Source organism: Acinetobacter sp. YH12249 (assembly GCF_013417475.1).
Lineage (GTDB): Bacteria > Pseudomonadota > Gammaproteobacteria > Pseudomonadales > Moraxellaceae > Acinetobacter.
The window spans coordinates 60,375-73,160 of record NZ_VPDX01000007.1 but is presented as its reverse complement, the minus strand read 5'-3'; the positions used below and the strand labels follow the sequence as shown (position 1 = coordinate 73,160).

At 43.2% G+C, this 12,786-nt stretch carries 23 protein-coding genes; all 23 read right to left on the bottom strand.

The window, feature by feature from the left end:
- Positions 1-88: 88 nt before the first annotated feature.
- Positions 89-565: a hypothetical protein gene (locus FTV25_RS16060; protein ID WP_257218942.1), complete on the bottom strand. Its 477-nt coding sequence runs from the start codon at positions 563-565 to the stop codon at positions 89-91.
- Between the two features lie 80 nt (positions 566-645).
- Positions 646-1,374: a hypothetical protein gene (locus tag FTV25_RS06005; protein WP_180003321.1), complete on the bottom strand. Its 729-nt coding sequence runs from the start codon at positions 1,372-1,374 to the stop codon at positions 646-648.
- A gap of 65 nt (positions 1,375-1,439) precedes the next feature.
- Complete coding sequence (locus FTV25_RS06000) at positions 1,440-1,712, bottom strand: hypothetical protein (protein ID WP_306669826.1); 273 nt, start codon at positions 1,710-1,712, stop codon at positions 1,440-1,442.
- A gap of 26 nt (positions 1,713-1,738) precedes the next feature.
- Entirely contained in the window at positions 1,739-2,080 is a 342-nt protein-coding gene (locus FTV25_RS05995; protein ID WP_180003323.1) for a phage tail assembly chaperone family protein, TAC, read from the bottom strand.
- On the bottom strand, positions 2,080-2,562 hold the full coding sequence (locus tag FTV25_RS05990) for a phage tail tube protein (protein ID WP_180003325.1): 483 nt from the start codon (positions 2,560-2,562) through the stop codon (positions 2,080-2,082). Before FTV25_RS05990 ends, FTV25_RS05995 begins: the two co-directional genes overlap by 1 nt.
- A 68-nt stretch (positions 2,563-2,630) precedes the next feature.
- Positions 2,631-3,002 carry a DUF3168 domain-containing protein gene (locus FTV25_RS05985; protein WP_180003327.1) on the bottom strand — a complete coding sequence of 124 codons (372 nt, stop codon included), beginning with the start codon at positions 3,000-3,002 and terminating at the stop codon, positions 2,631-2,633.
- Positions 2,999-3,457 (bottom strand): HK97-gp10 family putative phage morphogenesis protein, encoded by a 459-nt coding sequence (locus tag FTV25_RS05980; RefSeq protein WP_180003329.1) that lies wholly within the window; start codon positions 3,455-3,457, stop codon positions 2,999-3,001. Before FTV25_RS05980 ends, FTV25_RS05985 begins: the two co-directional genes overlap by 4 nt.
- A 3-nt stretch (positions 3,458-3,460) precedes the next feature.
- Entirely contained in the window at positions 3,461-3,790 is a 330-nt protein-coding gene (locus tag FTV25_RS05975; RefSeq protein ID WP_180003330.1) for a phage head closure protein, read from the bottom strand.
- A gap of 8 nt (positions 3,791-3,798) precedes the next feature.
- A complete protein-coding gene (locus FTV25_RS05970; protein ID WP_180003331.1) occupies positions 3,799-4,089 on the bottom strand; it encodes a head-tail connector protein in 291 nt (96 codons plus the stop codon).
- Positions 4,086-5,528: a phage portal protein gene (locus tag FTV25_RS05965; protein ID WP_180003332.1), complete on the bottom strand. Its 1,443-nt coding sequence runs from the start codon at positions 5,526-5,528 to the stop codon at positions 4,086-4,088. Before FTV25_RS05965 ends, FTV25_RS05970 begins: the two co-directional genes overlap by 4 nt.
- Positions 5,529-5,538: 10 nt before the next feature.
- Entirely contained in the window at positions 5,539-5,706 is a 168-nt protein-coding gene (locus FTV25_RS05960; protein ID WP_180003333.1) for a hypothetical protein, read from the bottom strand.
- An 88-nt stretch (positions 5,707-5,794) separates the two neighbouring features.
- Positions 5,795-7,096: a phage major capsid protein gene (locus tag FTV25_RS05955; protein ID WP_180003334.1), complete on the bottom strand. Its 1,302-nt coding sequence runs from the start codon at positions 7,094-7,096 to the stop codon at positions 5,795-5,797.
- On the bottom strand, positions 7,093-7,683 hold the full coding sequence (locus tag FTV25_RS05950) for an HK97 family phage prohead protease (RefSeq protein WP_180003335.1): 591 nt from the start codon (positions 7,681-7,683) through the stop codon (positions 7,093-7,095). The genes FTV25_RS05955 and FTV25_RS05950 overlap by 4 nt, the downstream gene beginning before the upstream one ends.
- Positions 7,684-7,737: 54 nt before the next feature.
- The gene (locus FTV25_RS05945) at positions 7,738-9,411 is read right to left on the bottom strand and encodes a terminase large subunit (protein ID WP_180003337.1); all 1,674 of its coding nucleotides are present in this window, start codon (positions 9,409-9,411) and stop codon (positions 7,738-7,740) included.
- Positions 9,412-9,446: 35 nt separating this feature from the next.
- Entirely contained in the window at positions 9,447-9,650 is a 204-nt protein-coding gene (locus FTV25_RS05940) for a hypothetical protein (protein WP_180003339.1), read from the bottom strand.
- Between the two features lie 2 nt (positions 9,651-9,652).
- Positions 9,653-10,120, bottom strand: coding sequence for a terminase small subunit (locus FTV25_RS05935; RefSeq protein ID WP_180003341.1), 468 nt, complete (start codon positions 10,118-10,120; stop codon positions 9,653-9,655).
- Between the two features lie 111 nt (positions 10,121-10,231).
- Complete coding sequence (locus FTV25_RS05930) at positions 10,232-10,411, bottom strand: hypothetical protein (protein WP_180003343.1); 180 nt, start codon at positions 10,409-10,411, stop codon at positions 10,232-10,234.
- Entirely contained in the window at positions 10,408-10,698 is a 291-nt protein-coding gene (locus tag FTV25_RS05925) for an HNH endonuclease (RefSeq protein ID WP_180003345.1), read from the bottom strand. The genes FTV25_RS05930 and FTV25_RS05925 overlap by 4 nt, the downstream gene beginning before the upstream one ends.
- Positions 10,634-11,020, bottom strand: a complete 387-nt coding sequence (locus tag FTV25_RS05920; RefSeq protein WP_180003347.1) for a hypothetical protein — start codon at positions 11,018-11,020, stop codon at positions 10,634-10,636. The genes FTV25_RS05925 and FTV25_RS05920 overlap by 65 nt, the downstream gene beginning before the upstream one ends.
- Positions 11,021-11,022: 2 nt before the next feature.
- Complete coding sequence (locus tag FTV25_RS05915) at positions 11,023-11,223, bottom strand: hypothetical protein (RefSeq protein WP_180003349.1); 201 nt, start codon at positions 11,221-11,223, stop codon at positions 11,023-11,025.
- 311 nt (positions 11,224-11,534) lie between these two features.
- Positions 11,535-12,023 (bottom strand): recombination protein NinB, encoded by a 489-nt coding sequence (locus tag FTV25_RS05910; RefSeq protein ID WP_180003351.1) that lies wholly within the window; start codon positions 12,021-12,023, stop codon positions 11,535-11,537.
- An 18-nt stretch (positions 12,024-12,041) separates the two neighbouring features.
- The gene (locus FTV25_RS05905) at positions 12,042-12,443 is read right to left on the bottom strand and encodes a hypothetical protein (protein WP_180003353.1); all 402 of its coding nucleotides are present in this window, start codon (positions 12,441-12,443) and stop codon (positions 12,042-12,044) included.
- A 57-nt stretch (positions 12,444-12,500) separates the two neighbouring features.
- Positions 12,501-12,776 carry a hypothetical protein gene (locus tag FTV25_RS05900; protein ID WP_180003355.1) on the bottom strand — a complete coding sequence of 92 codons (276 nt, stop codon included), beginning with the start codon at positions 12,774-12,776 and terminating at the stop codon, positions 12,501-12,503.
- Positions 12,777-12,786 lie beyond the last annotated feature (10 nt).

The window sequence follows — 12,786 nt, the reverse complement described above, 5'->3', positions numbered from 1 at the left end:
GGTCAATCGACCAAGGGATGCTGCTGCCATAACTTTTCCTCAAGCAATAAAAAACCGCCCATAAGGACGGTTTTATTTAAGATAGGAGTTACCCTACACAGTATTTATTCCAGTATTTTGCAAATTCGTTTTCATTTGGGCCATTTTCAAAATATGCTTTCTGTGTTTTCTCCACAGCCACAAAACCCTTATATCCAGCATAAGCGCCAAATGAGTTTTTAGCATTGTATTGCCCGCATGCCACTGCACCCACATCGGTATTGTTGTTTATTTTTTCATTTCTAAACTGTACAGAATCGGGGTCTTTGGCATTCTGCTTAATTTGAGTTTGCACATAAAATAGCATTACGCCCGCTTTGTTTTCTTCCTTTTTAGCCGTCACCGAATTATCTGTATCAGTAGGGTCGCTTTTAAATAGCTCCACGAAGACAAAGATAAGAACTAAGCCCGCAAAAATTAATGCCAAATTAGATGTTTTCTTCTTTTGCTTTACACCACACATTGGGCAAGTTTCTGCCTTATCACTTACTGGCGCACCGCATTCCTTGCAAGGCTGTATAGCCATAATCTACCCCAAATATTTGCTATTTAGGACAAGATACTAATTATTAAGTGAAAAAGAAACCTCTCGAAGGAGGCTTGCTTTTAGAAATTGTATCGAAGACCAGCTTTATAAGTCATCCCATTAAAGCTACCAACATAATTTTCATCATCATACACCCAGTCACGATCAGCAACACCACCATGCCATGAGCAAGTTCCAGATCCAATGCTGTCACTCCACGTTCCATCATTACAAAGTGTTCTTCCGCCAGACGAGTCATCTGATGCACTTATATCTACATTCCACTTATATCCAAGACCACCGAACAGTGACAGATTTCGAGTTATATTTACACCAGCCTCAAGGCCTACAGGAACTGTGAAGTAAGCAGTTTCATCGAAGCTAGGCACATCAATTAGACCGATACCCATACCCAAAGTACCAATGGCATAAAAACGCTCGGTACTCAGAAGGTTAAGGTGTCCGCCAAATGAAAACTCATAGTAATCAGCATCAAAGTCGCTGTTACTCAAGAGTTCAAACTTAGTCCATAAACCATTTCGCTGTGGAGTGGTAGATAATCCTATCGCAAAGCCATCAAGGTCAGCATCAATATTTTCTGCAAACTCTCCTTTATGAGACAAATACTCTAAAGATAGAGACGCAGTTGGTGTTAATAATGCATTATTTGGCTGAACATAAGTATATGGAACTGGTTGTTCCGTTTGGTACATCGGTGCCGGCTGACCAGACTGTATTGCTAATGGAGTATTCGCCCCTGCAATCGTTGAAATAATCCCAACAACCCCAGCTAAAATTAATTTTCTCATTATATTTCCCCTATTATGGTGGGGATAAGATAATCATTTTTAGGGTGAAAAGAAACCAACCCAAGTCAGCTCCCCCCGAAACTTTGCATCATATATTCTTCAAGAGAGATTTCTTTTGGCTGATCCTCGTGAGGCATAAAAGATATTGCTTTCACGTTTTTAGCACCTTTAGACCCCATGTAAGTCGCCATTAGATTACCAAAGCCTTGTTCTATACGTCTGCCAGTAAAAAAAGAGCCGCGCTTATTTCTAAACGCAGCCCATTGAGAAACCTCAGCATTAGTCATATTGGATTTAGCTTCAGCAATTGTGCGACCACCAACCCCATTGAGAACCAACTCACACCAGAATTCATCATCTGGCGTTAATCGAACTTTCCCTCTTCATCCTTTGGCGGTTTTTCAATACCTAGAATTTTATTAAATACAGCACCTGCCAAAGATGGCGTGAAGTTTGTTGATACTTGCTTTTGGGTTAGATAAACATTGCCGTCATCATCAACCAATGCTTTAGAGATCCACTCAGCAACCACATCTTCACCTTTATTTAATCGCTTAAATAATGGCTCGGTAACCGCGTAGGGCAATTGCTTGATGCGAATATCAACAGTTTCAGTTTTCCCATGATGCTTGAATTCAACCTCAGCCTCATGAATATCATTAACCAATGCACCTTGTGCAATATCACTTAGATTTAATTTAGCCATTATGGAGTCACCACTGCTGGATCACGGAAGATTGTAGTTACACCTGATGTGCGCACCAGAGTGAATGAATAAGTCACCAATGAATCTTGAGCAAGATCATCAGGTGAAGTTGGGTTTAAATAACCTTCAAAAGTCCACCAGATACGGTCACCCGGTAAATCAATTGTATCGGTCGCAGTGTCATAATCAGGCGCTGTTTCTGCATGGCTTGAGCCAATATACCATTCAACTTTTTCACCAGACTCGGCCAATTGAATAAGCTTGATATGGCTTGCATTTTCATCATCCAACTGAATAGCAATAGAGCCTTCACCCGGATCACGCATACCGCGCTCATAGTTTTTAGTGTCAGAATCAAGGCATGTCGCATCAATCTTGCCAAAAGAGTCTTGACCAAAGCCAAAACCTGAATAACAACTGAAGCGAACAACTTCTTTATTTACGACCGCATATACATGCGTTTTGTTTGTCTTAACTGCCATGAGTAGCTACTCCTCAATTTTAGGCATAAAAAAAGCACCGGTTGGGTGCTATGTGGAAAATTTAAAAGCTATCTATCCAAAAACCAATTCGCATCAAAGCCACGACCAAAAATATTGGTGTCGGCAATGCGCTCAAAATGGTTCGGGTGAATATTGGTGACATAGCAATGTGGTTCTAAAGCTTTTCGTATTGCAGCACGAATATCAGATGCTCTTTTCTGCTGAGTGTCATAAACCACAATCTGAAATGAAACATGATCCATAGCGGCTGGGCAATCCAAGTGATTTTCAGGATTTGCTGTGACTACTGACCAGACCGCATAGGGGAATGGAGTTTTCTGTGGTGCAATATCTTCCCAGACTTTTAAAGGATTGGTGCCAAGTAAATCCGTGACTTCCTTGCTGGCCTTCAATGTCGGAACTACTGGTAAAATGTTCATAATTTTGCGAGTTCCTTGTCGATTTCTTTATTGAAGTTTTCAGCAAAGCTATTGGTCACGGCTTGGATGTTGTTTTGTAAGGCTGGACGCATGAATGGAGTACCTGGATTATTAACACTAGGGAATTCAATAAACCTCCAATGTCGGGTGTCCCCACCCGGTGTATTGGGTGGATTCTTGTTTGAGAATGACGCACCACCACGCACACCGACACGCATCACTACTTCATTTGGATTTCGGGTCTTGCCAGCAGCAATCGCAATATTTTTCCAAATCTTTTCGGCTGTCTGCGGATCATCCAGAGTTTTTGCATTGGCCCGGGCTGCATCCCGGACAATCGCCATGGCTTTACGAGCAGAACGCCTTGCAGCATTCTTCATCAAGCGAGGATTTGCCAGTCTTTTAAGTCTCTCTTGAACTGGCTCCAAGCCCTGAATGTTAAATTCTACCGTCATGACCTACTCCACTAATGACAACTCCAGCGTCATGTAAATCCGACCATTTTCATTGTCTGGTTTAGGTGGGGAAACGATCTGGAAGGTCTGGCCATCAAACAAAACACGCATACCAGTATCAATATCTTTACGCTTTCGAAGTTTGAGCCGAGCTGTGGTTTCTGATCCGGCAGCTTTGGCTGTAAGCCCATCTTTTACCGACAGGAAGGTGATTCGCCCCCAAAGCGGCTTGAAATCAGCCCAAGCTTCAGTTTCATAGTTGTATTCATCATAGACCGTGGTTTTTTGCTGAATCGTCACACGGTGGCATAGTTCGCCGGCACGTTGGGCCATAAATCACCTCAAATCGCTGTAGGCTTACGATATGGATAAAGCAGGCTTTGCACAGGCATCGGCAGAAAGTTACCGTTTACCGGCATTTCCTGCTCAGCATTGCGGTACTGGTCCCAATATCCACACAGTAATAAAATTGCCTGATGAATTGCTTTGGGGTAATTGGATTCAAGCTCATCGGTGATATAGCTCAATACCACTGAATCCGCTGCATCTAAATAACCCTGAAGCATCATGTCATTTGAATCATCGTCATATCGAAGGTGGAGCTTAAGTGTCTCTAAATCCACAATACTCATTCTTCACCCCATTTTTTCTGCGCTAGTTTGAAGTTTTCATGGCTAAATTCGCCTAAGTGATCCTTTTCACAGTGCCACAATGAGCCTTTGTGCGTTACAAACTGGCCTGATTTATACTGGTTTTCAGTCTTAAAAACGCCTTGATACTGGCCTTTTTGGTCTGAATTTTCGGTATCTTGCGGTGTATTTGGTGCAGATTTACCAAAAGGATCATCCATCTGGTCACGTTTAGACAGCGCTTCAAGCGAGAAGTTCTGCTGCTGCATGTAAACCGTGTCACCACCCTCTAATGGGCCTAAACCAAGCTTTTGACGCGCTTCATTCGGTGTCATGATTGCTGCACCAACGCCTTCTTTAAGTCGCTGCATCTGAGATACCGAATCCATACGGATCAAGGTATCCAGATCAAGAAAGGCTTCTAATTGCGAATCTTTAAGACCGAGGCTTTGATCGAGCAGGTTTTCACGCGCTTCAATCAGGCTTTGCAAACAGTCTGAATAATAGATTTCATTCAGATCGGAAACTTTTTGACCTGCCGGAATGGTGCCAATACCCAACTTGAATTGCGGCACATGGAAAACAGCACAAATGACTTCATTGCTCATTCGCATCTGTTCAATTAGTTGAGAATCGGCAGCTGAAACTGAAATGGCTTCAAATTTCATATTGTCACCAACAACTGCTGTGCACCCAGCATTGGCACCACTGTAGTTTTCATTCCATTGCTTTTTGATCGCTGCTGCTTTTTCTGGATCAATAGGTCCGGGAGCAATCAGGATTCCACCTGGCCGACTGTTGTTTTTAAAGTGCTGACGCTGACTTTTTTGGATCTCTAGACCATGCCCTGCCGCCACCGCACACGCTGTGATTGGCGATAAGCCCACAAGTGGATGGTAAAAGCAGTTAATGCGGTCATGAATGATTTCAGATGCTGGCACCACTTCATGAGAAATCTGATTGAGTCGATCATCGTTGAGTTGATAAAAGACATCACCAGCATCACTGATCAATGGTTTTGTCAGGTCAGGGTTTAATACCTTTAGCCCAACAACTTTACCTGAGAAGATATCCCGAACCTTCATCACATAGGTATTGCCGCGAAGCAGTAATGATGTGGTCCACTGTTCGCTGAATTGCTGCCATGTCTGGTAGTGGTTTGGCTTGTTTAGAACACTGAAACGCTCTGGAATCTCTTGATCAATCCAGACACCTTGCTGCTTCTTCTTAAGCAAAATCGGCATCTTTCCGATATCTTGAGAAATCAGTGAAACACAGCTAAATACTGCATGATGTGCTGCCAAATCTTCCCGGGTCAGTTCATCATTCTTTTGCCAGGCACCAGAATAAGGCTCGTGCACAAATAAAGAAGTCCACCCTTGATTTGAATGGACTCCTTGGAGGGATTTCTTTTTACCAAATAAATTTCCGAAAAAGCCCATTCTTTACATCCTATTCTTTGGTTTTATCTTCTTTTTTCGCTTTTGGCGCTGTCTTTTTCGGCTCAACATAAGCCTCTGCAACGCCAATTTTGAGCAATACATTTGCCTGAAAATCAGGAATCTCTTTAATATCCCCGACATTGGAATCGTGGGTCATTTTTAAATATTTAATCTTCATAGACTGTTCCTATAGCTAAACAATTGTGATGCTTAGATATAAAAACAGCCCCGATTAAGGAGCTGTTTTTGAATAATCGATTAGGCGATTAAGGGGTTGAATAGTCGATCCATGCAGCAGCAATTGGACGACGTTTCGCCCAAGTGATGAACTTCTCAACACGTACAGCAAATTTGTTTTCTTGCCATAGGTTGATGATGGTTCCATCCGCATCTTCTAGGGTTGCCTGATCAGAGTAAGACACATCCACACCACCATCCTGAGCAAGTAACAACTCAGAAGTTTTGATGAGGGCGATCTTGTCACCGACAGTTTGCGAAGTGATAACCGGACGGCCATTCAATTCTTTATTAATGCCCTGCATGCCCGGGAAGTAATAATTACCTAATGCATCACGAATACGCCCCATACGAGCAGCTCGTGTTTCTGACATCAAGTAATAAGATCCATCCAAAGACAGGTTTGCTTCTAGGAAGTTGTCTTCAAGCTGTTGTAGATCTGCATCATAGGCTGCTGCTGTAGTGCCGCTGGCAGTAATTGCAGTTACACCACTCAGAACACCAGCAGGAATTACATCCGTTTCTACCTGATCACCCAGGAAGGTTTCATCAATAAGGATTTGTGATGCTTCAATCAAGTCATCACGAACCAAAATATCTACTGCAGGATCGGAACGACGCATTAATTCCTGTGTATATACAGTAATTGCTGCGAGCTTGTGTTCTTTGATTTTTACATCACCAAATTCAGGATTGGTTAAAGGTTTTTTAGCGCCCTGACCTACCCAGCTTGCTTTACCGCGCTTAGTTTTAGCTGGAATTGTGCTATTAAATGGGACATTTCGCATGCCTTGCAGCTTGTCAAAAACTGTTGCAGCCTTAAGCAAGTCTACAAACTCGCCCACTAAGCGGTTTTCTTGAACCAGCGCTGAAGCAAAATTAGCATCCGTGGTGGTGCCAACTGTTGCTTTCTGAACCAGGTCCTGTACTTCGTCACTGAAGCCCATTTGCTTAGCCATATCCACAGGAGCAATAAAGTTGCCATTCTTAGCCGCTAAAGCAGAAGCTAATTTTGCTCGAGCATATTGAGCAAAGCCGATACCCTTATCTAGGGTTTTTACGATTTCAATTTTCGGCGCCGGATCTTGACCAGGTGTTGGCTCTGGCTCTTGAAGACCTTTCTTTTCAGCCTCTTCAACAGCTTTGATTTGCTTTTTAGTGCGCTCAATATTTACTTCGAGCGCTGCGATATCTTTTTCAATCGCCTGAATTTCTGCTTCAGTTGCTTCATCAGGCGTACTGCCCTCACCCGCTGACTTTGATAACGCTGTTTGCATTGCTTGGTTTTTTTCAGCCAATGCTTTAAGCAGCTTTGCTAAATACTCTTTCATAGTTTCACTCCACCCTTTGTTGGGCTATTAAGTTTTACGACAACGTGTTTTTGTTCAGATGAAGCGCCACCTGGAACGTCTTGAGGTTTTTCGCCCAACGCGGCTTTGTGTTCCTCAAATGCTTTTGAAAATTCTGTTTCTGATTCACGGTTACAAGGGATAGTCACCAATGAAAGCTCATACCATTCCCATGAGTTGAACTGGATGCCACCGCCCTTGATCATTTCCGCCTCATCCCAATTCGGGATAAAACCAACTGATAAGCCTTTGACCAGACCGTATTTCAGTGATTGATATGCCTTATCAACTTCGCGTTTCAGGTCGCCTTCTTCCTCGATTTCAGGGATATGGATTTCCACTTCGATACCATTTGCTGTGACTTTTGCGCTTGTCACATGACCAATGGCTGATCGTGGGTCATGGTGAAATAGCAAAGGCATAGGCAGATCGAAATCTGCGCCTTTTGGCACCATCACATCCTTGGCGCGATCTTGATTTGGTGTGCTGGCGATTCCTTTGAAGGTTCGCTTTTGCTCATCAAGGCTCTTAATTTCGACAGAGCCAAAGGTTTTATGTAGAGCAGACATAAGGCTCTCCCAATAAAAAAGCCCGCGTAATGCGAGCTTTGGAAAATGAATAAATTAAACAAAGTAGATGTTGTATTCTTTCTCAGCCTGTTCCGGATTCATCGACATCAAGGCCACCGCGTTAAACGTGGCAATCAATGGGTCAATCTTCCCGACACCTGATTCCTGTTTGCTGATCATCATGCCGTTGCCTTTCACGACGGCACGCGCATTCCCAACACACCAGGTCATTAAGCCTTGGCCTGCATGGTAAAGATTTCCTTCAGCTAGTTTTCGTTCAGTAGTGAGGATATAACCCATCAACTTAAAACCTTGCTGAACCGCAATAAGCTTGTCTTCAGGAATGCCAGCATCGAGCAAGCCATCTAATAGGCCACCCAGACCAAGTGGATCCAGTCCTATTTTGTCGAGCTTGCCAGAGTCGAAGCATTTCTTTGCAATGGCTGCCAACTGGTCAATGTCATCACCGATACGCTCAACAATGGTCAGGCTGCCTTCTTCCACATAATCCGCATACTTTGGCGCATTCTCTTTGCGTCTTTCGACTGCAGTCTTATTGCACCAGGCATGATTCCAAAGCCACCATTTACGGCTTTTTGCGTGCCGACCCAGTACAGCAAAACCGAGCAAGTCATCAAGGCCACCACCATCAATACCGCAAGTAATAACGTCTGATTGCTCGATGAGTTTGTCCAAGGTGAATTTTTTAGATTGCTGTAGCCAGTATTCAGCACCTGCCCACCGATTGGCTCGGAGGTTTAGGCCAATTGGTACGTTTAAGTGTTTTGCAAGAAAGTCACGAAGCGATTCTTCACCAGCATCTTTAACCTTCTCAAATTCGTTAATCAGGTAATCCAGATCAACCGATGCACCCAAGTTTGGATTGGTAACATAGAAGTTTTCAGGTTTTAAGTGCTCACCTGCCTCAAGCATCCACTCAGGAAACTCGTAAATCAGTGGCAGGAACTGAGGATTGACCTTTACACCGTCCCGAATATCACGCGCATAGTCCAGCAATTGCTTGAACACACCGCATGGCGTTTCATCTGACATGGTAGACAGATAAATCACACAACCTTCAGGCCGTGATGCCAGACCACCTTTTGCTTCACGAAACATCGATTCAGCGTTTGATCGTTTCCCGAACAACCAAACTTCGTCAATGAGGATGATCGTGGCTTTCTTACCCGCAGCAGCATTGCTTTCCGCAGCAATCACTTTTAAGGTTGTATTCGTACCTAAGTGAGTGACTGTTTTGGTGTGCTCAGAGATATTGAACATTTCCTGAAGCTCAGGATCTGCTTTGATGAAGTCTCGAATCGGGTTAAAAGAGTTATCAGCAACTTCTTTGGTTGGTGCCAGAATAATAAGCTCAGCTGACATACGATCATTTAAGATCAAGGCCACCATCATGATTCCAGCCGCAATCGTCGACTTGGTGTTTTTCTTAGAGATCAGCAGGAAGAATTCGCGAATTAAACGCTTCTTCTGCTCTGGGTCATAAGCACCAAAGATTGCTCGGACAAATTCAATAACCCAATCAAGTGTGACCTCGCCCATTTTTGGGCTACTCATCACATCGACCAGGATTAATTCTTTAAAAATCCGCTCTGCTACATCGGCCACTTCTGGAAAAAGCGGCTCACATGGCATGAGTGACTTTTTAGCGACAATACGCTCCTCCCAGTCTGGGCAGGATGTTGTCCATTCTGGGAGCATTGCTGACATAAATTTAACTCGTTAAAAAACCGCCCGTAGGCGGCTTAAATTATTTCTATTGAAAATCCTGTATTTTTAAACTTAATCGTTTGGTCTTTCTTTTCAGAGCAATCAATACCAACCCAAATTGGCTGACTTTCTTGTTTTGCTTTGAACTCACCAAACAAAAACTGCTGTCTCCCTTGCGGTGTCATTGCAAAGTATTTGTCTGATAATTCACTTATCAAGTCTTCAGGATTAAAAGGCATGATTAGCTCCTCAACTGTGAACCCAATGTTCCAAACTTCCCGCCTTGAGTGGCTTTTTTGGCTTCATCGGCTTTGGTTTCTTTCTTGCCTTTTTCAGCGACCTTGCCGTGTACATATGGAAGCGCAGCTTTTGCGGCATTGAAGCGTAAGAACATATCATCACTCTTATTCATAACATCAATCAGGAATTGCAGCGGATCATCCTTTGCATAATCCTCATCATCCAAAGGGTTGTCATCTTCATGAGTGCTGATCGTTTTAACTTTCGGTTTTTCAGAAGTTAAACTTCGACCTTCTTTATCAGCCTTTAACTTTTCAATGTGGACGATAATTTCAGGATCTTTTCTTAATTTTGAGCCTGCCTGTGATGCTGTCTTTTCAGCATAACCTGCTGAAATTGCAGCTTCTTTGTTGCTTAAGCCGTCAACAACGGCCTGAGCAAACTTTTTCATTTTTTCGCTTAGTGCCATTGGTTAACCTTTAACTTTTCGCTTTAACTTTTGCTGAAATGGGAAATTTTTTTATAAGTGGGATGGGCGGCGGTGTCCGCTGGCTCAGGGTTTCAAACTTTTTGCCTCCCCCTACCATCTGCGACGACGCTCATCTTCCTGAACATCTCTCTGCACAACCTTCGCCACACCTTTTAACTGGGCTGCCATCTTGCAGTAATTCTCTATATCTTCGCGCTGAATGACCTTGCCGGCCTGTAGTGATGCGACAAGATAGTCATGCACCATATCTTCAATACTTTTGTCAGTCATACTCGACTCTCCATCTGTGTCTTCTTCTTATGACAAAGCACACACAACGACTGAAGGTTTGATTCATCATCCGTACCACCTTGAGCCACATTAACGATATGGTCCAACTCAAGCTCCATGGTCACACGACCACATGAACAACAGGTCCACTCATCACGTGTATGAATCTTCTGCTTGAGTCTGCGCCATGGTCTGCCACCGCGGCCTTGACCCCAATTGTTCTTAGGTGGTCTCGGTGCCTTCGGTGTCATCACCTGTAGTTTGTTTTGCAGTCTGGGTAGTTTCATTATCCAATCCCTTCAGCCATTCTAGTTTGCCCTGAAGATCAGCTATTTGATTCTCAATGTTGTGTATTAGGTTTGGCGTGCTCTGACGCTTTACCATCTCAACATTAGCCAATACAGCCTCAAGTGTTTGCTGGTCCATAAAATCAGGAACCATATCAAGACTCAGTGACCATAGTTGTGACTCGGTATCACCACGAAGGGAGATAGAATGAATACCAGTAAGATATTGGCCGTTGCTCAACTTAACCTTGGTTCCTTGGCATACACCGCCTTTCGGAATCTCAATAGCAACCACTTTTAATATTTCATCTTTATTGCTCATGTTTAACCATCCAAATACTGTGACTTAGGCTGCTCATCCTCACCACCTTCCAACTGAATCAATAGCTCATTAATCTGAGCGTTCTGTTCATTGTTGATCTGGATGACTTGGGCCATTTGGTTTATTAGTTGATTGTTCTGTTCGATTAGCTTTAGGAGTAAGTCGTTCGATGCACAACCGCATTCTTTCTCTTGATCGCTCATATTGTTCTTTCATCCATTTACGTCTTACTTCACAGCCTTGGCATGTCATGTAAACCACCTTACTAAAGTATCCAACCACGTACTCTCACGAAGCTTGATAAACATCTCGGGATTGCTCAGGTCATCATTGCTGTGAATTGAATACACCCAGTACCATCTGTCTGCATAAAAGTCGTAACAAAAAACATCTGCCGACCCATTACTGCCAACACGAAAATATTCACCATTCTTAATGAGTTGATGTGTGCAGAACTTTGGTCTGCGCTTCCACTTCCATGCTTCAGCAGTTATGTCGCGCTTCTTAAACATATTTAACCCTTATAACACCACTTCAAATCATCCGGCACAGTTAAATGCACACCCAACTGAGTCACCGCAAAATCATGCACATAATTCAAATACTCGGTCATTTGTTTAACTGTCGCCTTGGTTGTACTGCAAAGCCTGATGACCTGTTCACCGATAGCCTTATACTCATCTGGTTCGGTTTGCTTTACCTTAGCAATGGCATGACACATTTCACCAAACTGCTGGTCATCTCGACGATAGATATAAATCAGAAACTTCTTCTTGAACTCGTAATGGAGTGAATCTTCATCCTGACCAGTCTTTCTTCTAATCTCACCAATCCATTTCCAGTAAAGCCTATTCTGCGCTGCTGACCGTTCATCTGGTGTTTGATTGATCCTCACCACCAACGGCTTACCCTCATTAATCGCCTGAGTGTAATGGGTATGCATGTAGCTAATAGCTTTGGTGATGTCGGCATGTGACTGGATAGGAAACACGGCTTTTTGCATTTCCTATCCTCCTTAAAATTACTTCACGATTTCTACTGTTGCACCATATCGATTGGTCACATACAGCTGATCGCCTTTGTATAAAAACAACTTGGCAAAACCAAAACCATCACTTCCTTTTTCTGGAATAGCTGGAGCGATCTGACAAGTCTCATTGAGACAAAGAATGCCAATGCATTGCTCTTTTGCAACACCACTCACACCCTCACGATCAACAACATTGGTGTATTCATTCATCAACTTATTGTCTTGTGGATCTGGTGTGCAATAACACTCGATTAAGTCAGGCGCCTCGCTGTTATAAGCTTTAGCCATATCCCAATCTTCATCCCATGATTCCGAACCCTGTCGAGCAATCACGATATCTTTTAACTCGGTTACCGAAGTAACACCATTTTGGATAAGTTTTACTGTAAACATTTCTGTTTCTCCTGTTTCTACTTGCAATAAAAAAGAGCGCCTTAGCACCCTTTCGGTTTAAAAAATCTCTTTATCTGTTTGATTCAACATCCGATTCACTCTCACCAGCCACCGATCAAACATTGCTTCACTCTCTGCCCGATCACCTAATTCAAAACGGTCGAATGCAGCATGGCATTTAAAACAAAGGGAAACTGTGAATTCATCACTGGCTTTAATCGATCTACCCTTACCATGCTTTGCTGAATTTGAATGAGCAGCCTGGCTATGTGGGTTACCGCATCGAATGCATGGCAGCTTTCTGATTGCTGCTAATCGTTTAGCATCACGCACAACCAATGAC

Coding starts and splice junctions, on each gene's coding strand:
- FTV25_RS16060 (WP_257218942.1), bottom strand. CDS start 565: ATGGCTATACAGCCTTGCAAGGAATGCGGTGCGCCAGTAAGTGATAAG.
- FTV25_RS06005 (WP_180003321.1), bottom strand. CDS start 1,374: ATGAGAAAATTAATTTTAGCTGGGGTTGTTGGGATTATTTCAACGATT.
- FTV25_RS05995 (WP_180003323.1), bottom strand. CDS start 2,080: ATGGCTAAATTAAATCTAAGTGATATTGCACAAGGTGCATTGGTTAAT.
- FTV25_RS05990 (WP_180003325.1), bottom strand. CDS start 2,562: ATGGCAGTTAAGACAAACAAAACGCATGTATATGCGGTCGTAAATAAA.
- FTV25_RS05985 (WP_180003327.1), bottom strand. CDS start 3,002: ATGAACATTTTACCAGTAGTTCCGACATTGAAGGCCAGCAAGGAAGTC.
- FTV25_RS05980 (WP_180003329.1), bottom strand. CDS start 3,457: ATGACGGTAGAATTTAACATTCAGGGCTTGGAGCCAGTTCAAGAGAGA.
- FTV25_RS05975 (WP_180003330.1), bottom strand. CDS start 3,790: ATGGCCCAACGTGCCGGCGAACTATGCCACCGTGTGACGATTCAGCAA.
- FTV25_RS05970 (WP_180003331.1), bottom strand. CDS start 4,089: ATGAGTATTGTGGATTTAGAGACACTTAAGCTCCACCTTCGATATGAC.
- FTV25_RS05965 (WP_180003332.1), bottom strand. CDS start 5,528: ATGGGCTTTTTCGGAAATTTATTTGGTAAAAAGAAATCCCTCCAAGGA.
- FTV25_RS05960 (WP_180003333.1), bottom strand. CDS start 5,706: ATGAAGATTAAATATTTAAAAATGACCCACGATTCCAATGTCGGGGAT.
- FTV25_RS05955 (WP_180003334.1), bottom strand. CDS start 7,096: ATGAAAGAGTATTTAGCAAAGCTGCTTAAAGCATTGGCTGAAAAAAAC.
- FTV25_RS05950 (WP_180003335.1), bottom strand. CDS start 7,683: ATGTCTGCTCTACATAAAACCTTTGGCTCTGTCGAAATTAAGAGCCTT.
- FTV25_RS05945 (WP_180003337.1), bottom strand. CDS start 9,411: ATGTCAGCAATGCTCCCAGAATGGACAACATCCTGCCCAGACTGGGAG.
- FTV25_RS05940 (WP_180003339.1), bottom strand. CDS start 9,650: ATGCCTTTTAATCCTGAAGACTTGATAAGTGAATTATCAGACAAATAC.
- FTV25_RS05935 (WP_180003341.1), bottom strand. CDS start 10,120: ATGGCACTAAGCGAAAAAATGAAAAAGTTTGCTCAGGCCGTTGTTGAC.
- FTV25_RS05930 (WP_180003343.1), bottom strand. CDS start 10,411: ATGACTGACAAAAGTATTGAAGATATGGTGCATGACTATCTTGTCGCA.
- FTV25_RS05925 (WP_180003345.1), bottom strand. CDS start 10,698: ATGAAACTACCCAGACTGCAAAACAAACTACAGGTGATGACACCGAAG.
- FTV25_RS05920 (WP_180003347.1), bottom strand. CDS start 11,020: ATGAGCAATAAAGATGAAATATTAAAAGTGGTTGCTATTGAGATTCCG.
- FTV25_RS05915 (WP_180003349.1), bottom strand. CDS start 11,223: ATGAGCGATCAAGAGAAAGAATGCGGTTGTGCATCGAACGACTTACTC.
- FTV25_RS05910 (WP_180003351.1), bottom strand. CDS start 12,023: ATGCAAAAAGCCGTGTTTCCTATCCAGTCACATGCCGACATCACCAAA.
- FTV25_RS05905 (WP_180003353.1), bottom strand. CDS start 12,443: ATGTTTACAGTAAAACTTATCCAAAATGGTGTTACTTCGGTAACCGAG.